This is a genomic window from Flavobacterium sp. T12S277, from assembly GCF_048514875.1.
Lineage (GTDB): Bacteria > Bacteroidota > Bacteroidia > Flavobacteriales > Flavobacteriaceae > Flavobacterium.
The window spans coordinates 251,302-272,058 of record NZ_JBLYEG010000006.1; the positions used below are offsets into that span (position 1 = coordinate 251,302).

General features: G+C 36.7%; 12 protein-coding genes. 6 read left to right on the forward strand and 6 right to left on the reverse strand.

Annotated elements, in window-relative coordinates:
- Window positions 1-9: 9 nt before the first annotated feature.
- Entirely contained in the window at window positions 10-321 is a 312-nt protein-coding gene (locus ACN1CN_RS11615) for a DUF3467 domain-containing protein (RefSeq protein WP_017496730.1), read from the forward strand.
- A 331-nt stretch (window positions 322-652) separates the two neighbouring features.
- Here ACN1CN_RS11615 and ACN1CN_RS11620 read toward each other — a convergent pair whose 3' ends face one another.
- Window positions 653-2,245, reverse strand: a complete 1,593-nt coding sequence (locus ACN1CN_RS11620; protein ID WP_264523011.1) for a peptide chain release factor 3 — start codon at window positions 2,243-2,245, stop codon at window positions 653-655.
- Between the two features lie 381 nt (window positions 2,246-2,626).
- Window positions 2,627-4,069 (reverse strand): alpha-amylase, encoded by a 1,443-nt coding sequence (locus tag ACN1CN_RS11625; RefSeq protein ID WP_419135784.1) that lies wholly within the window; start codon window positions 4,067-4,069, stop codon window positions 2,627-2,629.
- A 531-nt stretch (window positions 4,070-4,600) separates the two neighbouring features.
- Between ACN1CN_RS11625 and ACN1CN_RS11630 the strand changes: the two genes are divergently transcribed.
- Window positions 4,601-6,034: a peptidylprolyl isomerase gene (locus ACN1CN_RS11630; protein WP_264523013.1), complete on the forward strand. Its 1,434-nt coding sequence runs from the start codon at window positions 4,601-4,603 to the stop codon at window positions 6,032-6,034.
- 78 nt (window positions 6,035-6,112) lie between these two features.
- Window positions 6,113-7,066 (forward strand): AAA family ATPase, encoded by a 954-nt coding sequence (locus ACN1CN_RS11635; RefSeq protein WP_264523014.1) that lies wholly within the window; start codon window positions 6,113-6,115, stop codon window positions 7,064-7,066.
- A gap of 38 nt (window positions 7,067-7,104) precedes the next feature.
- On the opposite strand, the gene xrtN is transcribed toward ACN1CN_RS11635, so the two are convergent.
- Both xrtN and ACN1CN_RS11645 read right to left on the reverse strand, forming a co-directional pair.
- Entirely contained in the window at window positions 7,105-8,352 is a 1,248-nt protein-coding gene (xrtN, locus tag ACN1CN_RS11640) for an exosortase N (protein WP_419135785.1), read from the reverse strand.
- Entirely contained in the window at window positions 8,352-10,844 is a 2,493-nt protein-coding gene (locus ACN1CN_RS11645; RefSeq protein ID WP_419135786.1) for an XrtN system VIT domain-containing protein, read from the reverse strand. The genes xrtN and ACN1CN_RS11645 overlap by 1 nt, the downstream gene beginning before the upstream one ends.
- Before the next feature lie 438 nt (window positions 10,845-11,282).
- Between ACN1CN_RS11645 and ACN1CN_RS11650 the strand changes: the two genes are divergently transcribed.
- Window positions 11,283-14,054 (forward strand): bifunctional aconitate hydratase 2/2-methylisocitrate dehydratase, encoded by a 2,772-nt coding sequence (locus tag ACN1CN_RS11650; protein ID WP_419135788.1) that lies wholly within the window; start codon window positions 11,283-11,285, stop codon window positions 14,052-14,054.
- Between the two features lie 126 nt (window positions 14,055-14,180).
- On the forward strand, window positions 14,181-16,445 hold the full coding sequence (locus tag ACN1CN_RS11655; RefSeq protein WP_419135789.1) for an aconitate hydratase: 2,265 nt from the start codon (window positions 14,181-14,183) through the stop codon (window positions 16,443-16,445).
- 81 nt (window positions 16,446-16,526) lie between these two features.
- Here the strand turns inward: ACN1CN_RS11655 and ACN1CN_RS11660 are convergent, their stop codons facing one another.
- Window positions 16,527-17,906 carry a carboxypeptidase-like regulatory domain-containing protein gene (locus ACN1CN_RS11660; RefSeq protein WP_419135791.1) on the reverse strand — a complete coding sequence of 460 codons (1,380 nt, stop codon included), beginning with the start codon at window positions 17,904-17,906 and terminating at the stop codon, window positions 16,527-16,529.
- 68 nt (window positions 17,907-17,974) lie between these two features.
- Window positions 17,975-19,360, reverse strand: a complete 1,386-nt coding sequence (locus ACN1CN_RS11665; RefSeq protein WP_419135792.1) for a carboxypeptidase-like regulatory domain-containing protein — start codon at window positions 19,358-19,360, stop codon at window positions 17,975-17,977.
- A gap of 255 nt (window positions 19,361-19,615) precedes the next feature.
- Here ACN1CN_RS11665 and ACN1CN_RS11670 point away from each other — a divergent pair, with 255 nt between their 5' ends.
- Window positions 19,616-20,755 carry an NlpC/P60 family protein gene (locus ACN1CN_RS11670; RefSeq protein WP_419135793.1) on the forward strand — a complete coding sequence of 380 codons (1,140 nt, stop codon included), beginning with the start codon at window positions 19,616-19,618 and terminating at the stop codon, window positions 20,753-20,755.
- Window positions 20,756-20,757 lie beyond the last annotated feature (2 nt).

A 20,757-nucleotide genomic window follows, 5' to 3' on the forward strand; every position in this document is an offset into this window, starting at 1 on the left:
TAGGAAACTATGAGTAATCCGAACCAACAACAAGAACAGATTAATATTGAGTTAGACGAAACTATCGCAGAAGGAATTTATTCCAATCTTGCGATTATCAACCACTCATCCTCAGAATTTGTTTTAGATTTTGTGAGTATTATGCCTGGTATTCCTAAAGCCAAAGTAAAGTCAAGAATTGTCTTGACGCCACAACATGCTAAAAGATTATTAAAAGCAATTGGTGAAAATATTCATCGTTTTGAAGTCGCTCATGGCGAAATCAAAGAGACGGAACAAGCTCCAATACCGCTTAATTTTGGTCCTGCGGGACAAGCATAAATTTTAAAAGCCCCAGCGATGGGGCTTTTTTTATGGAAAAAAATGAAAATTTTGACAGCTTTTACCGTTGTTAAAAAACAGATGGGTATAAATTTAGAAAATGGGATACAGTTGGAGATCCAAACAAACAGAAAGTGTAGTTCAACGGATTTATTTTTGTTTTCGTCGACAAAATTTTTTGTTTTGAATGGATTGTTCTAGATTGCCACCTCCTAAATAAAAGATTATTAATTATTGGAATATATTAACTAATTAAGGTTCGATTAATTCAAATTAAAAAAAAGCGCTAATTTTAAATTAGCGCTTTTTTTATGGGATATTTTGAAATTTCTTAGTCAAATTCTGAGGTGAAGAACAACTTCACACTTGGGTATTTACTTTGTGTCATTTGAATCGTAAAGTCAGAATCGGCAAGGAATACCAACTGACCGTATTTATCATGAGCAAGGAATTTTTGTTTGATACGCTTGAATTCTTTAAATTCATCATTCTTGGCATCATCCGGTTTAACCCAGCATGCTTTGTGAACCGGGAAGTTTTCATACGTACATTTTGCACCGTATTCGTGCTCTAAACGATACTGAATTACCTCATATTGAAGTGCTCCAACAGTTCCGATAACCTTACGATTGTTCATTTCCAGAGTAAACAACTGCGCTACTCCTTCGTCCATCAACTGATCAACTCCTTTTTCTAATTGCTTAGCTTTCATAGGATCAGCGTTGTTGATGTATCTAAAGTGTTCCGGAGAGAAACTTGGAATTCCTTTGAAACTCATTATTTCTCCTTCGGTTAAGGTATCACCAATTTTAAAATTTCCTGTATCGTGTAAACCAACGATGTCCCCAGGATACGAAATATCTACAATTTCTTTTTTCTCAGCGAAAAATGCATTTGGACTCGAGAATTTTAAATTTTTCTTTTGACGAACGTGGTAATAAGGCTTGTTTCTTTCAAAAGTTCCCGAAACAATTTTAATAAAGGCCAGACGGTCTCTGTGTTTCGGATCCATATTGGCGTGGATTTTAAACACAAAACCAGTCATTTTTTCCTCCGCCGGATCAACCAAACGGGTTTCAGAATCTTTTGGTCTTGGAGACGGAGCGATTGTAACAAAACAATCTAACAATTCGCGAACCCCAAAATTATTCAAAGCCGAACCAAAAAATACCGGTTGTAGTTTACCATCTAAATAATCCTGACGATCAAATTTTGGATAAACTTCGTCGATCAATTCTAATTCTTCACGAAGTTTTTCAGCAGCTTTCTGACCCACAATTTTATCTAATTCAGGATTGTTTTGAACATCAGAAAAAGCAATCGTCTCTTCGATGTTTTTACGGCTGTCTCCGCTGAAAAGGTTAATGTTTTGTTCCCAAAGATTATAAATTCCCTGAAAATCATACCCCATTCCGATAGGGAAACTTAGTGGTGTAACGGTAAGACCAAGTTTTTGCTCCACTTCGTCCATAAGGTCAAAAGCATCTTTTCCTTCACGGTCTAATTTGTTGATGAAAACAATCATCGGGATGTTACGCATTCTACAAACAGCTACTAATTTCTCTGTTTGTTCTTCGACCCCTTTTGCAACGTCAATTACAACAATAACACTGTCAACAGCGGTTAAAGTTCTAAAAGTATCTTCTGCAAAATCCTTGTGTCCCGGAGTATCAAGGATGTTGATTTTTTTGTCTTTATAATTAAAAGCAAGTACAGATGTTGAAACCGAAATACCTCTCTGGCGTTCGATTTCCATGAAATCACTCGTTGCTCCTTTTTTAATTTTATTGTTTTTTACAGCTCCCGCTTCCTGAATAGCCCCTCCAAATAACAATAACTTCTCTGTTAAAGTTGTTTTACCGGCATCAGGATGCGATATAATTCCAAATGTTCTTCTGCGTTGTATTTCTTTTAAAAAGCTCATATTTCGTATAAATAGGTTGCAAAAGTACTATTAAATACAGCTTTATAAAAATATTCAGTTCTTAAATTTGGAAGACTTTCTTTTAAAAAGATATTTTAAAGTAAAATATTCTCTTTTTTTTAATTTAAAAGGTTCTTGAAGATGAAATGGGGTGTGATATTTTATTTAGATTTGATGTCGTTTGCTCCAGCGGAGCGAAATCTTTAAAGCAAACAGTATCGAGGATAGAAAAAAGCTCCGGAGGAGCGATATGTCTTATCTCTAGAGGGTTCTTTTAAAAGTGCAGTGTGTTTTTTTTATCAAAATTATGCCCTTCCGGGATGCAGTAAAAAAAAAGCTGTCTTGTTTTAAGACAGCCCTAATAGTTATTTTTAGTTTAAGCTATTGATTAATCGACCAAACAGAATATCCTTTTGGAGGACATTGTATTTTTACCCATTTGTCGGCCTGGGTAGTAGGATACCAGCTCGAGTTTCCGGTGAAATCTTTAATTTGGGTACTGGCCCAGTTGGTTTGAATCCATCTTTCCTGCCAGGTGTCAGAGTTGTTGATGTAAACAACCAATCCGGGATTTCCGTTGTAACCGTTTCTTCTCGCTACATATTCATCATTGTCAGAATAGAGGATAGAAGTTGTTCCGGTTGCTTTATTGTTGTGAATCCAGATCAGATTGTTTAGTTTGCTTTTGTCTAACCATTCCTCATAATCGCGGTAAAAAATAGTCGGATACCCTTCATGTGTCAGGATGTAGGAATACGCTAATAATTTGCTCCAGATTTCATCGGTATCATGATTGGTTACAAAGGTCACGGCTTTGTAAGGGTTTCTTTTCCACATCATATCATCATTCAGTAATGCCAGATTGTTTCCGTCAAAAGCATCATTCATTTTGTAATAACAGGCAAAGTCAAAAACAGAACTGTTTGCGCTGTTTGCCCAGTCATTTAACACGTTTACATTCGAATCCCATAATTCTCCAACCGAGAATCCGCCAACATTCGCATTCCACGAATTTACGACCCAGGCACCGAAACCTTTTACATAATCGAATCTCCAGCCGTCAAACTTCATCGTGTTTTTGTAATATTTACCCACACCGTCAGCTCTCAGCCAGAGCCAGTCCTGTACATGCGGGTTGGCATGGCATAAATCAGGGAAGCCTCCAAAAGCACCCTCGTCATTATTGCCATAACTGTTTTTGTAGAAGTCGTTATAATTACGGGTAAACTTTCCGGAAGCCACGCCGCTAAAATTAGTCCACGTATTCGTTCCCGTAAAAGGATTGGCTTCGGATTGTCCGCCACTATTATGATTGATCACAATATCGGCGTATACCTTCATGTTTTCTGTGTGTGCAGCGGTAATTAAGTTCACCAATTCGGTTTTAGAACCAAATCGGGTTTCTACAGAACCATTTTGGTTGTAATCGCCAAAATCGAAATAATCGGTAGGGTCGTATCCCATCGAGAAAGCGCCGTTTTGTGCCTTAGAAGCTGGAGGCAGCCATATAGACCCGATTCCTGCATTAGACCAGGCCGTAACTTTGCCACTTACCGTATTCCACCAGGTTCCACCAGACGGAACATCCCAGTAAAAGGCCTGCATCATCACTCCGCCACCCGGATTGTCTACATACTTTCCGGTTAAGGACGAATTGGAAGTGCCTGTACTAAAAGGTCTTCCGTCATGATGGGTAACGTTAATAATTTCAAATTGCTCACTCTGAGCTTTTGATTCTGTTTCAATGGTTTCATTTTGCGAACAGGAACCTAAAAATGCAGTCATCGCTGCAAGCAGGTAAAGTTGTAGAATTGGTTTTTTCATAATTGGTTGAGATAGGTTAATAAAGTTTGTAATTGTAATCTGTCGAGACAAAAAGAAGCGTTATTCGTAATTTATACCCTTTTAAATTAGTAATTACGTATCTAAAGTATGTGTTTTTTGATTTCATTTGAATTTGCAGGAAAATAGTTATCCCACGAAAACGTTGTAGTATGGATAACTTTTTTTATTGCAGCCGTATTTAATGCTTTAGAATTTAATAAGGACGATTTCTAAAGCGCATTGTTTCAGGGTTTAATCGTAAGTTGTAGCCGTTTGTCGCCGCTATTTAACAGCGCTATGAAGTCTGTTTCAGTTGAAATTGAAGATCAGCCCTATAATTTTTTGTTAATAGTATTGCTGATAGTTGTATTATGTAATTGAATTGTTATTTTTGTTCGTTATAAGTCAAAATGAACTAGATCTTAATTGTTTAATGTTTCCGGAAGTATATCCCTGAAGTATTTCAAAGTAAGTTCGGTTTAAGACGAAATTCTAAAGCAAGACCTTTACATTCAAATTAAATTTTAAATAATGTTATTAAAAAAATTATCGCTAAAAACAATTGATTTCAAATTCGTGTTGACAATGTGTTTTTTATTTTTTTTCAACTCAATTATTTCGGCTCAGGAAGTTATTAAGGATACAGTAGTTAGCAAACCGGCTCTTACCGTACCATCCGGGCAAAAGCTGAAAATTGACGGTATTATTGCTACAGTTGGAGATTATATTGTTTTAGATTCAGATATTGATAAAGGATTTTTAGAAATTTCAGCACAGGGAGGATCTACAAAAGACATTACAAGATGTCAAATGCTGGGGAAACTTTTAGAAGATAAACTGTATGCGCATCAGGCGATTCAGGATAGTATCGTAGTAAGTGATGCCGAAGTAAGAAGCATGATGGACGAGCGATTGAATTATATGGTACAACAGGTGGGTGACATCAATAAAGTTGTAGCGTATTACAAAAAGAACTCAGTAGAAGAATTTAAAACCTATTTTGCAGATATCTTAAAAGAGCAAAAATTAGCGTCAGAAATGACTAAGAAAATTGTGGATGCCGTTGAAATTACACCGGAAGAAGTTCGTAATTTCTTTAAAAAGATACCAAAAGATGAATTGCCAACTTTTGGAGCAGAGATGGAAGTAGCACAAATCGTGGTAGAGCCTAAAGTTTCGGCAGAAGATGAGCAAAAGGTAAAAGACAGACTTAATGCTATTCGAAAAGATGTGCTTGAAGGATCGAGTTTTGCAACAAAAGCAGTACTGTATTCACAAGATCCGGGATCATCACCAACGGGAGGTTTTTATAAAATGACCCGAAAAACACCTTTCGTAAAAGAATTTAAAGATGTTGCTTTTAGTTTAGCAGCAGGAGAGATTTCAGAACCTTTTAAAACTACTTTTGGATACCATATCATAATGGTTGAAAAAATTAAAGGTCAGGAAGTGGAACTGCGCCATATTTTAATTGCTCCAACAGTTTCAGAAGCAGCGTTGAAAGAGGCGAAAGAAAGAATTGCAAACATCAGAAACAAGATTGTTAATAAGGAGATTACTTTTGCAGATGCTGCAAGAACAGAATCAGACGAGAAAGAAACAAGAGCAAACGGAGGAACGCTGGTAAATCCAAATACTCAGGACACCCGTTTTGAATTGACTAAAATGGACCCGACTTTATACAGCCAGGTTTCTAACTTAAAAGACGATGAAATTTCACAACCGCTTTTAAATACAGACGATAAAGGTAAAAAAACATACAAATTAATTACCGTTACCAATAGAATTGAGCAGCACGTTGCAGATTATGCTAAGGATTATACCAAAATTAAAGAATTGGCATTGAAAGAAAAGCAGATCACGACCATTTCAAAATGGTTTGATAACAAAATAAAAGATACTTATATCAAAATTATTGGAGAGTACAGAGATTGTAACTTTGTGTACAATTGGCTTAAAAAATAATTTTTATTAAATAAAGAAAAAGAGTTAGTTTTATGAATTCATAATACTAACTCTTTTTAAATTTAAAAACATATCTAAATGTCTGACGTAACAGCAATTCATAATTTAGTTCAGAAACGAAACGAATTAAAAAACGAAATAGCAAAAATTATTGTAGGCCAGGATGCCGTTGTAGACCAAATTTTACTGTGTATATTTTCAGGTGGTCATGCTCTTTTGATTGGTGTTCCGGGTCTGGCAAAAACATTAATGATTAATACTTTGTCTCAGGCTTTGGGTTTAGATTTTAAGAGAATTCAGTTTACGCCGGATTTAATGCCTTCGGATATTTTGGGAAGTGAAATTCTGGATGAAAACAGACAATTTAAATTCATCAAAGGGCCTATTTTCTCCAACATCATTTTGGCTGATGAGATCAACAGAACTCCGCCTAAAACGCAGGCCGCTTTATTGGAAGCCATGCAGGAACGTTCTGTTACCATCGCGGGTCAAAACTATAAATTAGATTTGCCTTATTTCGTATTGGCAACTCAAAACCCAATTGAACAGGAAGGGACCTATCCGTTGCCGGAAGCACAGTTAGACCGTTTTATGTTTGCGATTAAGTTGGAATACCCAACTTTTGAAGAAGAAGTTCAGGTAGTGAAACGTACCACCTCTGATGCTAAAACAACCATTAATCCATTGTTTAGCGCGCAGGAAATTATCGATTTTCAGCATTTGATTCGCAGAATCCCTGTAGCCGATAATGTTATTGAATATGCAGTAACTTTAGTAAGCAAAACACGTCCGGACAATGCTTTGTCAAATGATTTCGTTAAAAATTATTTAGACTGGGGGGCAGGACCAAGAGCTTCTCAAAACTTGATTTTGGCTGCAAAAGCCCATGCTGCTTTCAATGGGAAATTTTCCCCGGATATTGAAGACGTCAAAGCAGTGGCAACCGGAATTTTAAGACACAGAATTATTAAAAATTATAAAGCAGATGCCGAAGGAATAACAGAAGAAAAAATTATTCAGAAACTGTTGTAAACGATATAGAGCCTGATACAATTTGTATCAGGCTTTTTTTATAGCAATTTTGTACGGCTGGTTTCGTTTATTAAGCGAACAGGTTTATTGTACAAAAGCTTTATGAAAAGCACCTCGACAAGAGAGGTGTATTTTTTACCACCGCATTCGTACCACCAATACGAGTAATACTGTGCCTGGTTTTTCTCCATTCGGACAAAACAGATTTCTTCATTGTTTTTTTGAATCACTTTAGATTCGATTACTTTATAACCATTTCCGGTCCAGCAAATCAAAGGATTGTGAGAGGGTGTTTTAATGTAAATAAGCTTTTCGGGAGTTGCAATTTTAAAAACTTCATTGGTAACCCATATTCCTTTCGTGCTAGTATACGTTGTATTCAGATTTTCAAGCAAGTTATGTTTTAGTTCTTTTTTGATTTCAAAACTAGTTACCAATAGTATTAAAAAAGCGATGGCAATTGGAAACAAGGCAAATTTGCCAGAAGTCGGGCGGCCAGCAATTTCTTCCTGATTTGGTTTAAAAAAGCGTATTAAAAACAACAGCGGTATAATTTGATAAAAGACAAAACAGAGTAAGCCAATGCTATGATGTAAGGTGTTTTCTTCGGTACAATCCACTAAAATTAAAACGATGATTCTGAAATAATTTGAAATGAGATTGAGTAGAATCATCACAAAACAGAAGAGGAAAATTTGTTTGACGTTGTAATATTTATGCTGCTTGCGTTCTTCCAAAGTCAATAAAAAAGCACCAACAAGTAAACCAGTTTTAAACATCGAGAGCCCCATGCAGGCGGTGTCGATGGTGATTTTTGCATTATCGATATAGAAATTAACACCTTCGATTTTGGTAATAGGAATGAAATTTTTTAACGTTAAATATACCCCGTAACAAAGCGTCTGTTTAATTTCGACGGTCAAATAATCAAAAAAGGTAGTAAACAGTGAGGAGAATAACAGAATGCAGATAAAAGCGATAAACGAAAATTTCCTCGTAAGACTGTAAAATAGAAAACAGGCGGATAGCGCCAAAGCTAAAAAATGCAGCGATTTGGTGTGCAGCCGATAGCTTATGAATTCTAGTAAAAGAATCAATCCCAAAAGGGGGTAGTTCATATTAAATGACGTTTTTCTACCCCCGATAATGAATAAGACTATTGAAAATGAAATTCCAAAAAGATTGCGATCCAAACCGGAGCGGACGATATCAAAGTTGATACCCAATAATAGCAGCAGCGTCAGGATCGCAATGGCATTTTGGTATTGAAATAAAAATGATTTCATTAAATCGTTTGCTTTTTGTGTTTTCTGTAATAAAAGAAAAGGATTGTCGATCCCAGAATAATCATTAGCCATTCATGAGGTTCAGGAACAGCGCCGTCATTATTGACAGAAGCATTTCCAAGGGTATCAACGTTTTTCTCAATGCCGTTATTTTTGTAATCTTCATCGGTTTCAAGAACAATTAAGGAAGTTATCGGTGTAACAATATTGGCATCTTTGGCTAAATCCACATATTGATTCTGCACTAAAGTATCGTTTTGAATTTTTACCTGTTCTTCAAGTACTTTTCCAAAAGCGTACATTCTGTAAATGTGATCCGGCCCACTTTTTTTAGGGATATTGGTTTGAGGGTTTTCTGTAATCACAATATTGGCAGCTTCGATATTAACCGCATTCGGTGCTGTTTTAAACAGTACAAATTGTTTTTTATCAATCAGTTCTAAGCTGTTTCTTAAACTGGTCTGGAAGTAATCGACATATTTTTGTTCTTTTACCGTTTGCCAAAACGGATTAATATCGGATGAAATATTAATCACTTTTAAATTTTTCGGTTTTGTTTCGGTTTTGATTCTTTTTAAATAGTTGCAATCTTCAAGCTCCTCAAAATTGGCAGAGAACGTCCCGCATTTGGTAACGATTAAACTGTTTTTAGCCATTTTATAAAGAGGTAACAACGAATAATGAAGATCTTCAAACTCTAATGCAAGGGCTCTAAAATTGTCTTTGTTGATTTCTTTCTTTTCGTCATTTATAAAAACAAATAAGTTGGTTTTGTTTAAATTCACATACGATTCTATTTGTTTGGTTGTCCAGCTGCTGTTTAAGTCCAGTATAATTTCTGAAGGAGTAAAGGGAACTGTCGTTTTTTGAATGTTCTTTACTTCGTAAACTTTGTTTTTCCATGCGAATGAGTTTGAGGCTTTGGTGAGCGGCATATAAGCTTCCCAATGGTCTAGTCCTTTTGATTGATTGATGTAATGGCCTTTGTTTCGTTCAAAATCTTTGCTGGTTTCAATTTTTGTACTTCCAACGCTTTGAATTCGTGATATCGTTTCGGCATTCGAAATGTTTGGACCTTTAATAGAAAGACTCTGGTATTTCATTTGGTTGTCTTCCACTTTTAAAGGAGTTGTAAAACCACATTTAAAAGTTCGTGGAGTCCTGGCATTGATAGGAAAAACTCTAACCACGACTTCATTTCCTTCTTTCCATTGCATTAAAGACGGATCACGGCTTTCTACACCTACAATTTGATTATAGGCCGCCTTCGCTTTCTCTTTCGTAGTCAAAACCCCTTTTCTTTCAACTCCGTTTACCCATAGTGACAATGAGGTTGCAACAGAACCTTCCGGCAATTGGAAAGAATAAATAGCTTCCTGATCCCTCCAGGTATCTTCAGGACAGGCAATCTTCATGGTAACTTCAGTATAAGCCAGATGCGCGTCAGGGTACAGTTTTACATCTTCCTTAATGGTTTTGGTAAATAAACTTTTGCCGCTCCACAGTTGTTCTTCAGTTTCTAATCGTTTGTCAAAGTTTGATTTCAGAATATTGATTTTGTCATCATTGTGAATATTCAGGTCTTTGCAGAACAGATACGCAACAGATATAAACGGATTGTGTATTTTTTCCTCATTGAACTGTTTAGTGCTGAAGGAACCAAAACGGTTAAAAGAAAAGAGGTCATGAAGCGGAATGTAAACGATGTCTTTTTTTAATAATATCTCATTGAAAAAGTTAGGTTTTAAATTCTGAGAGATCGAAATATAACGGGGTAAGTTCTCATTCTGATCAAAGGAACTGATTGCAGCCGATTGTACTATTTTATTGCTTTCGATACGCAATCCAATGGTAAAAAAAGTTAAGCTCAGGAGTACAGCTAAGAAACCGGCGCCAAAAGCAAGGGTGTAATTTTTATTTCGATTAAGATAGCGAGCCATTGTTATCAGATGGATGACAAGAACCAATGCAGGGACTAATCCGTAAAATCCTAACCCTAAAACTATAATGGCCATGAAAGAAAATGGCATGATCGGAATCAGGTAGATTGCAAAATACAAGATGATCCCAAAAGATAAACCATTTATGAAAAAGGAAACAGATCTGCTTTGATTTTCGTCTGCCTTGTTGTAGATGAAAAAATTAGACAGACAAAAAAACAGCGTAGCCAAATAAACCCATATTTGAAGATCATGGAAAATAGGAACAAGGATATTTAAAGAGAAACATCCGATAAACCAGTTCAGGATTAAAAAAGGAGTCAGGTGAATATAAGTCTCTTTGTTTTTTAAGATCATAAACGAAAGAACAATTCCATATACAAATTCAGCTATAAGGCTAGGTATAGCAATTGTTTCAAAATCATGAAATCGAAATTCTTTAGAGATAAGAGCAGCAATCAGGAAAAGGCTGCTGAAAAAGGTTGCGATTAAACCAATGGTCACTCCGGTTTTTTGAGTGTAAAGTTCGAAAGCGGCTAGTTTGTTTTTCATAGTTGTATTTGTTTAAAAGTACTTTGAATTGCAAAGTTATTAAAGAATTTGATTTACAGGTTTTTTATTTTACTTTTTTTTTTTGAATCACGAAAAAGGGTAACGCGGACAAATGATGTTTTAAAATGAAAAAAAGGGGAGGGAAAAAAGTGCTACTATAACGTTGTAATTGCTTATTTAGAAAGGTTCTTCGTTAAAGCGGAAGTAAAATCTCACTTCGTTTATAACAACGAATTTCGACTTTGCTAAAGAAAGGATTTTAAAATAGTAATAATTCAGTTTTTTAATAAAAAATTGGAATTTTGGCAAAAATAAGCAACGAAAATTGTTTTTTAGCAATAATAATTTTTGAAAAGGCGACTTCTGTTATATTTTTTTTAATTCTCGGCTTTAATAGCTAAATTTGCAAACAAAAAATAAAAAGACTTCTATAATATTATGAATACTTATCAAGATTACATTAAAGAGATCGAGGAAAGAAAAGGCCAGGGTCTTCATCCAAAACCAATCGATGGTGCAGAATTAGTAAGTGAAATCATTTCGCAGATTAAGGATGTAAACAATCCATATAGAGAAGATTCTCTTAAATTTTTTATTTACAATACTTTGCCTGGTACTACTAGTGCTGCAGGTGAAAAGGCTGAGTTTTTAAAAGAAATTATTCTTGGTGAAGCTGTAGTAAACGAAATTACTCCTGCTTTTGCTTTTGAATTATTATCTCACATGAAAGGTGGTCCTTCTATTAAGGTACTGCTTGATTTGGCTTTAGGTAGTGATGTTGCTATTGCAAAAGAGGCTGCAAAAGTTCTTAAAACACAGGTTTTCCTTTACGAAGCAGATACAGCTCGTTTGGTAGAAGCGTTTAAAAATAATAATGAAGTTGCGAAAGAAATTTTGGAGAGCTATGCACAGGCAGAATTCTTTACAAAACTTCCGGAAGTAGCAGACGAAATTAAAGTCGTTACTTTTATCGCCGGTGAAGGAGATATTTCAACCGATTTACTTTCTCCGGGAAATCAGGCGCACTCACGTTCAGATCGTGAACTTCACGGGCAATGTATGATTACGCCACAAGCACAGCAGGAAATTAGAGCTTTACAGGCACAACATCCTGATAAAAGCGTAATGTTAATTGCTGAAAAAGGAACAATGGGAGTGGGATCTTCAAGAATGTCAGGTGTAAATAACGTGGCACTTTGGACAGGAAAACAAGCAAGCCCATACATTCCATTCGTAAATATCGCTCCAATTGTTGGAGGTACAAATGGTATTTCTCCAATTTTCTTAACGACTGTTGACGTTACTGGTGGTATTGGTCTTGACCTTAAAAACTGGGTAAAAAAGGTTGATGCTGAAGGAAATATTGTTCGTAACGAAAATGACGAACCAATTTTGGAGCAAACTTATTCTGTTGCTACAGGAACAGTTTTAACCATCAATATTAAAGAGAAAAAGCTGTACAATGGAGATCAGGAATTGATCGACATTTCGAAAGCATTTACTCCTCAAAAAATGGAATTTATCAAAGCAGGTGGTTCTTATGCTATCGTATTTGGTAAAAAACTTCAAACATTTGCAGCGAAAACTTTAGGGGTTACAGCTCCGGTTGTATTTGCTCCGTCAAAAGAAATATCTATTGAAGGACAAGGTCTTACTGCTGTAGAGAAAATCTTCAACAGAAATGCAGTAGGTACAACACCAGGAAAAGTACTGCACGCTGGTTCAGATGTTCGTGTTGAAGTTAATATCGTAGGTTCACAAGATACAACGGGTCTTATGACGGCTCAGGAGTTAGAATCTATGGCAGCAACTATAATTTCGCCAATCGTTGATGGTGCTTACCAGTCTGGTTGTCACACTGCTTCGGTTTGGGATAAAAAAGCGCAGGCAAACATTCCGAAATTGATGAAATTTATGAACGATTTCGGTTTGATTACAGCTCGTGACCCGAAAGGCGTTTACCATGCAATGACCGATGTAATTCACAAAGTTCTTAACGATATTACGATTGATGAGTGGGCGATCATTATTGGTGGTGACTCACATACCAGAATGTCTAAAGGAGTTGCTTTTGGTGCTGACTCAGGAACAGTTGCTCTTGCACTTGCTACGGGTGAGGCTTCAATGCCAATTCCGGAATCTGTAAAAGTAACGTTCAAAGGAGATATGAAAGGGTATATGGACTTCCGTGATGTGGTTCATGCTACTCAGGCTCAGATGTTGCATCAGTTTGGTGGAGAGAATGTATTCCAGGGTAGAATTATTGAGGTTCATATTGGAACACTTACTGCTGACCAGGCGTTTACCTTTACAGACTGGACTGCAGAGATGAAAGCAAAAGCTTCTATCTGTATTTCTGAGGACGATACTTTAATCGAATCATTGGAAATTGCAAAAGGCAGAATCCAGATCATGATCGACAAAGGAATGGACAATGAAAAACGTGTTCTTCAGGGGTTAATCAACAAAGCAAATAAGAGAATTGAAGAAATCAGAACTTCTGAGAAACCAGCTTTAACGCCGGATGCCAATGCAAAATACTACGCTGAAGTAGTAGTTGATTTGGATCTGATTGCTGAGCCAATGATCGCAGATCCGGACGTAAACAATGCTGATGTTTCTAAACGATATACGCACGATACCATCAGACCTTTATCGTTCTATGGAGGAGTGAAAAAAGTGGATCTTGGATTTATCGGATCTTGTATGGTACACAAAGGCGATATGAAAATCCTTGCTCAAATGTTGAAAAACGTTGAAGCACAAACAGGAAAAGTTGAATTTAATGCACCTTTGGTTGTTGCGCCGCCTACTTACAATATCGTAGACGAGTTGAAAGCAGAAGGAGACTGGGAAGTTTTACAAAGATATTCCGGTTTTGAATTTGATGATAGTGCTCCAAAAGGTGCAGCACGTACAGAATACGAAAACATGTTGTACTTAGAGCGCCCAGGATGTAACCTTTGTATGGGGAACCAGGAAAAAGCGGCAAAAGGAGATACTGTAATGGCAACTTCTACACGTTTGTTCCAAGGAAGAGTTGTAGAGGATACAGATGGTAAAAAAGGAGAGTCTTTACTTTCTTCTACACCAGTAGTGGTATTGTCTACAATTTTGGGTAGAACTCCAACATTAGAAGAGTATACAACTGCAGTTGAAGGAATTAATTTGACCAAGTTTGCACCTTCAAACAAACAATTAGTGATGTAATATACGATTAGTTATAATCATTATATATAGAGAGCCCGAGTGATAAACTCGGGCTTTTTCTTTTACAACTCCTCTATTTTTTGTAACTTGGGATGTTCAAAAAAACAAACAAAAACAATTATACTTATGGCTTTTGATATTGAAATGATTAAAAAAGTGTATGAGAACATGCCAGGTCGTGTTGATAAAGCACGCGAAATTGTTGGTCGTCCACTTACCTTAACAGAGAAAATTTTATACAATCACCTATGGGATGGAAATCCGACAAAGGCGTTTGGAAGAGGAGTAGATTATGTTGATTTTGCACCGGATCGTGTGGCCTGCCAGGACGCAACAGCTCAAATGGCATTGTTGCAGTTTATGCACGCCGGTAAAGCTAAGGTGGCAGTGCCTACAACCGTACATTGCGATCACCTGATTCAGGCAAAAGTAGATGCTGCAACCGATTTGGCCAGAGCAAAAACACAAAGTAATGAGGTTTTCGATTTCTTATCGTCAGTTTCTAATAAATACGGAATTGGTTTCTGGAAACCGGGAGCGGGAATTATTCACCAGGTAGTGCTTGAAAATTATGCATTCCCGGGAGGAATGATGATTGGTACCGATTCGCACACCGTAAATGCAGGAGGTTTAGGAATGGTTGCTATTGGTGTTGGTGGAGCAGATGCTGTAGATGTGATGTCTGGAATGGCCTGGGAGTTGAAATTTCCAAAATTAATTGGAGTAAAACTAACGGGTAAATTATCAGGCTGGACAGCCCCTAAAGATGTTATTCTTAAAGTAGCCGGTATATTGACTGTAAAAGGCGGTACAGGAGCTATTGTTGAATATTTTGGCGAAGGAGCAACTTCTATGTCCTGTACCGGAAAAGGGACGATTTGTAACATGGGAGCTGAAATCGGAGCTACAACTTCAACTTTTGGTTATGATGCCTCTATGAGCCGTTACCTGCGTTCTACAAACAGAGCTGATGTTGCGGATGCTGCCGATAAAGTGGCTTCTTATTTAACAGGAGACCCGGAAGTATATGCTAACCCGGAAAAATATTTTGATCAGGTGATCGAAATCAATTTATCCGAATTAGAACCCCATTTAAACGGTCCTTTTACTCCGGATTTAGCGACCCCAATTTCTAAAATGAAAGAGGAAGCCATCAAAAATAACTGGCCTTTGCAAATTCAGGTAGGTTTAATAGGTTCTTGTACCAACTCCTCTTACGAAGATATCTCTCGTGCGGCTTCTTTGGCCAGACAGGTAAGTGCAAAAAACTTAAAAACGAAATCTCAATTTACAATTACGCCAGGTTCTGAAGTAGTGCGTTATACCATCGAACGTGATGGTTTTATCGATACCTTCCATAAAATTGGAGCGACTGTTTTTGCTAATGCCTGCGGACCTTGTATTGGTATGTGGGACAGAGAAGGGGCAGAGAAGGAAGAAAGAAACACCATCGTTCACTCTTTCAATCGTAATTTCTCCAAACGTGCAGATGGTAACCCGAACACTTTAGCCTTCGTAGGTTCGCCCGAATTGGTGACGGCTATGGCCATTGCAGGAGATTTAAGTTTTAATCCATTAACAGACACTTTGATCAATGAAGATGGAGAAGAAGTAATGTTAGAAGAGCCTACAGGAGACGAATTGCCTCCAAAAGGATTTGATGTTAAAGATCCGGGATTCCAGTCGCCTGCTGAAGACGGTTCAGGAGTTCAGGTAGTCGTAAGTCCAACGTCTGAACGTTTGCAATTATTAGCTCCGTTTGATGCCTGGGATGGTAAAAACATCACGGGGGCTAAACTGCTGATAAAAGCATTCGGAAAATGTACAACCGATCACATTTCTATGGCAGGACCGTGGTTGCGTTTCCGTGGACATTTAGATAACATTTCCAACAATATGCTGATTGGTGCCGTAAATGCATTCAATCAAAAAACGAACTCGGTTAAAAATCAACTAACCGGCGTATATGACGCTGTTCCGGCTGTAGCCCGTGCATACAAGGCTGCAGGAGTTCCGTCTATTGTTGTGGGAGATCACAATTATGGAGAAGGTTCGTCTCGTGAGCATGCGGCTATGGAGCCACGTTTCTTAGGCGTTAAAGCCGTGTTGGTAAAATCGTTTGCCCGTATTCACGAAACAAACCTTAAAAAACAAGGTCTTTTGGGATTGACTTTTGCTAATGAAGCCGATTACGATAAAATTCAGGAGAACGATACAATCAATTTTACAGATTTAACCGAGTTTGCTCCGGGAAAACCATTAACATTAGAGTTCGTTCACGCTGATGGTACCAAAGATATTATTCTGGCCAACCATACCTACAACGAAGGCCAGATTGGCTGGTTCGTTGCTGGTTCGGCACTAAACTTAATTGCTGCCGGGAAAGCCTAATCGATACGATTTATTGCTATTAAAAATGCTCTGTGAAAACAGAGCATTTTTTTTATAATTGAAATAGGCAAGCTTTTGTGTTTACTCAATAGGTTTAGCAGCACTCACTTCTTGCGATAAGATCTTCGTTTTATTAGGTTTTGTGGTTTCAAATTCATCGAGATCAATGCTGAATACTTTTTCTGAGGGTATTTGAGAATAGCTATTGTCGATGCGTCCTCCAATAATATATAATTTATTGTTGTAGTAATACATCGCAGCACGTTTTGACTCCAGTTCGATTTCAAATTCTTTTAACTGCTTTGTTTTTAAATCGTAAGTGTATATTTTTCGATCCTCAAAAAAGTAAATGATATTGTTGTTATAGGCAATAGCAGGCCTTTCTAAGGGAGTGAATAATTCACCGGGAAACCCCCATTTTTCTGTTGTCAAGTCAAAAGTTTCTATTTGCGACAAAGGTTTTCCATTGTATCCGCCAATGAAATAAATTTTGTTGTCAATCAATATCCCCGTCGTTTCTTTAGCGGTTAGCATACTGGGAAGCTCGTACCAGTATCCTGATGTGATATTGTACAAATGCATTTTATCGGTAAAATCTTTTTTACCCTTTTTGTCCATTTTTACCGATCCTCCGGCTACAATGATATTGTCGTTATAACTAAAGGAAGCAAAATCAGCTGCCTGATGCGGATTTGCCTTATCTATTTTAATACTATGTTTATCAAGATCAACCACTTCAATCTTATCTTGTAAGTATTCCCAACTGCTGATCTTGTTAACCATTATTTTTTTACCACCCAAAACATAAATCAGGTTGTTGTAGAAATGAATGTTATGATAAGCTCTGGGCAGCAGTTTTAAATCCTGAACCTCCCAGGTGTCATTCTTTATGTCATAAACAGAAAGGTGTTTTTTATAATGGCGTTTTCCTGTATTTTGAGCTTCCTCCAGAAAATCCTGAAAGTTTGGGTCGGCTTTTTTGGCCCGTACTTTTGCCAGCTGGTCTACTTCCGAATAAGCATCTCCACCGCTAACATAAATTTTATCCTCTTTTAAAAAAGAACCAAAGGAGAAAATAGGATATTTTAAAGAGGCTAATTTGCTGAATGAAACCTTAGTTTTTAATTTTGAATTAGAGGCAATAGTTACTCCGGATAAATTTTCAACGTTTTCTTCAAGTGAAACGGTAAAATTTTGCCTTGTTAAATAGCTCAGTGATATTCTTATTGTTTTGTATCCCAAATGAGAGAACTCTATGGTCTCCTCATTTTTAAATTCGGGAAGAAGTTTTAAAGAAAACTTACCGTTCTCATCCGTTATCGTCCCTGTTTTGCTTGATAGCGCCAATATATTGGTATTTTCAAGCGGAAGATTGCCTTTTTGAGATACGACTACGCCTTTTATGTTTTGGGCGACGGCTAATAAGGGGCAAAAAATAAAAAGTAAAATTAATTTTTTCACACTGTTCAGATTAAGATTGATTTTTGGTTGTTATAAAGTAAATTAGTTTCGAATACTGAAAAGCGTTTTTAATTGGCTTTGGCAAGGTTCATTTCTCTCTTTAGGGTTTTAGTTCGGGCAGGTTTCGTATTTTTGAAATCTTCAAGATCAAATGTAAAAATACTTGAGGAAGGAGCTTTTTCAAATTTACTTTCCGTGCGTCCTCCTAAAACATACAATTTATTATCGGCAAAATACATCGTGGAATACTTTAGGGCTAACTCCGTTTCGTATTCCTTAAGTTGCTTTGTTTTTAAATCGTAAGTGTACATTGTGCGATCTTCATAAATATAAATCGTATTGTCGTGATAGGCTATGGTTGGTTTTTCCAGTCCGTAAAATAAATCGCCTTCTGTTTGCCATGCCTGAGTGTTTAAGTCAAAGGTTTCTATTTTAGATACCGGTTTTCCGTCATCTCCACCAATAAGATAAATAGTGTCGTCTATCACAATTCCGGATGTTTCTTTTGCGGTTGGCATAGGATCAAGTTCATACCAGTATCCTGAAGTAATGTTGTACAAATGTACCTTGTTGGTAAAATCTTTTTTTCCACTTTCAGACAATTTTAAAGAACCTCCCATTACAATAATATTATCCTTGTAAGTAAAGGACGCAAAATCAGCTGCCTGATGCGGGGTCGTATAATCCGTTTTAATCGTTTGATTGTTTAGGTCCAGAACTTCGTTTTCATTTTGAAGGTATTCCCAATTGCTTTTTTGATTGACCTTAAGTGATTTTCCGCCTAAAACATAAATCGAATTGTTGTAGTAATGGATGTTATGATGGGCTCTTTTCTTTAATTTTGGTTCTAATTTCGGATATTCCCAGGTATTTGTTTTGATGTCGTAAATAGAGAAATCTCTTCTAAAATAAGAAAGAACAGCGTTTTGCTGATAGGCTTCCAGATAAGTGGTTAAGGTAAAATCGGCTCTTTTGGATCGTATTAGTTCCAGTCGGTCCACCTCATAAGAAGCGTCGCCGCCAATGATGTAAATTTTATCGTCCTTCAAAAAAGAGCCAAACGAAAAAATACTATGTTTCATTGAAGTTAATTTGCTGTAGGGAAGTTTTAAATTCAATTTGGGAGTGGCTTTAACCGTTACACCCGATAGATTTTGGACTTCATCTTCAAGAAAAACCTTATAGTTTTGTTTTTTCAGATAGCTGAGAGAGAATTGTGCGGAAGCATAACCAATATGTGAGAATTCTAGTACCTCATTGTCTTTAAATTTTGAAAGGAGCTTTAAAGAAAATTTACCTTCTTCATCCGTTACGGTTCCAGTTTTGCTTGATAAGGCAAATACATTGGTATTTGCAATTGGAAGTTTGGTTTCCTGAGAAACTATAATGCCATTTATATTCTGAGCAATTGATAATAAAGGGGATAGAATGAAAAGTAAGAGTAGTTTTTTCACACGGTTTTTGGGTTAGGATTGGTTGTTTTGGTTTGAAAATAGTGTCTTTTATAAAGAGCATTATTTCAAAGGGTTGACTCAATTTTTATGCCGGAATTGTTAATTTGAACAAAATAAGTTGTTAAAAAAGGTGCTTTTTTTACTTTAAAAAGTTAAATTCGCTTATCGGGTAAAATAATTCCCTTTTTCTGAGTTTATAATTCAGAAAGTAATTCAATTCAGAGCGTGTAATAAAAGATAAAAATGTAATAAAGAATGGTTTCCAGGTTAATAGTAATTTTGTTTTTTTTCAGTGTTGGTGTTTTTTCACAAGAAAAGTATATTAAGCACAAAATCTCACAAGGAGAGAATCTTACAGTAATTGCTAAAAAATACGGAGTAAAACCAAAAGATATTGCAGAAGCAAATCCGAAAGCGCCCAAAGTTCTAAAACTAAATTCCATTTTATTAATACCAAACCGCAATAAGACAGTTGCTAAAAAAACTGCCGAAACGGTTGCCAATACTACTCCGGTTGTAACTCCGGGTTCTCATGAAGTTTTAGCTAAAGAAACACTTTGGGGAATTTCAAAAAAATACAATGTTTCAGTTGATGACTTAAAAAAAGCCAATCCGCTTTTAGAAAGTGAAGGTTTAAAAATTGGACAACAAATTAACATCCCAACTAATACCGACACAAACACCGCTGTAGCGACGACTGCTCCGGTAATCGAGAATATTCAGGAACCTGCGAAGGTTGAAGTAAGCAGAGAGGTTTTACCAAAAGAAACAAAATATGCCATCGCAAAAGAGTTTGGGATAACCGTTAAGGAATTAGAAAAACAAAATCCTGCGATTAAGAAGAGGCTAAAAGTGGGTTACCTGCTTAAAATTAATGTTTCACCCGAAAAAGCAGCAGCTTTACAGGAAATGAAACCTGCCGAAACCGGTACAGCAACACCACCGATTCAGATTGCTGAAGATACTACCGTAAAAAAAGATTCTACATTTGTAAGATTGGGCAATAATGCTGATTTGATTGATCAACTGATTGTAAATGCAACAGAGAATATTGGAACACGTTACCGGTCAGGCGGAACAACAAAAGCCGGTTTTGATTGTTCAGGACTAATGATCTGTACCTTTAATAGTTTTGATATTAAGCTGCCGAGAAGTTCGATCGAACAATCCAGAATTGGAGTTAGGGTTGAAAGCGAAGCGGCACAAAAGGGAGATCTGATTTTCTTTAAAACCAACGGAAGACGCCGTATCAATCATGTTGGGATGGTCGTTGAGGTAACAGAAGGAGAAATTAAATTTGTACACTCTTCTACTCACGGCGGTGTAATGATTTCCTCTACTAAGGAGCCTTATTACCAAAGAAGCTTTTCTCAGGTAAACAGAGTTCTTCAATAGTT

What these genes read in the sequence shown, in the direction of transcription:
- ACN1CN_RS11650 (WP_419135788.1), top strand. Translation starts at nt 11,283, where the DNA reads ATGAATACTTATCAAGATTACATTAAAGAGATCGAGGAAAGAAAAGGC.
- ACN1CN_RS11625 (WP_419135784.1), bottom strand. Translation starts at nt 4,069, where the DNA reads ATGAAAAAACCAATTCTACAACTTTACCTGCTTGCAGCGATGACTGCA.
- ACN1CN_RS11630 (WP_264523013.1), top strand. Translation starts at nt 4,601, where the DNA reads ATGTTATTAAAAAAATTATCGCTAAAAACAATTGATTTCAAATTCGTG.
- ACN1CN_RS11655 (WP_419135789.1), top strand. Translation starts at nt 14,181, where the DNA reads ATGGCTTTTGATATTGAAATGATTAAAAAAGTGTATGAGAACATGCCA.
- ACN1CN_RS11615 (WP_017496730.1), top strand. Translation starts at nt 10, where the DNA reads ATGAGTAATCCGAACCAACAACAAGAACAGATTAATATTGAGTTAGAC.
- ACN1CN_RS11635 (WP_264523014.1), top strand. Translation starts at nt 6,113, where the DNA reads ATGTCTGACGTAACAGCAATTCATAATTTAGTTCAGAAACGAAACGAA.
- xrtN (WP_419135785.1), bottom strand. Translation starts at nt 8,352, where the DNA reads ATGAAATCATTTTTATTTCAATACCAAAATGCCATTGCGATCCTGACG.
- ACN1CN_RS11645 (WP_419135786.1), bottom strand. Translation starts at nt 10,844, where the DNA reads ATGAAAAACAAACTAGCCGCTTTCGAACTTTACACTCAAAAAACCGGA.
- ACN1CN_RS11620 (WP_264523011.1), bottom strand. Translation starts at nt 2,245, where the DNA reads ATGAGCTTTTTAAAAGAAATACAACGCAGAAGAACATTTGGAATTATA.
- ACN1CN_RS11670 (WP_419135793.1), top strand. Translation starts at nt 19,616, where the DNA reads ATGGTTTCCAGGTTAATAGTAATTTTGTTTTTTTTCAGTGTTGGTGTT.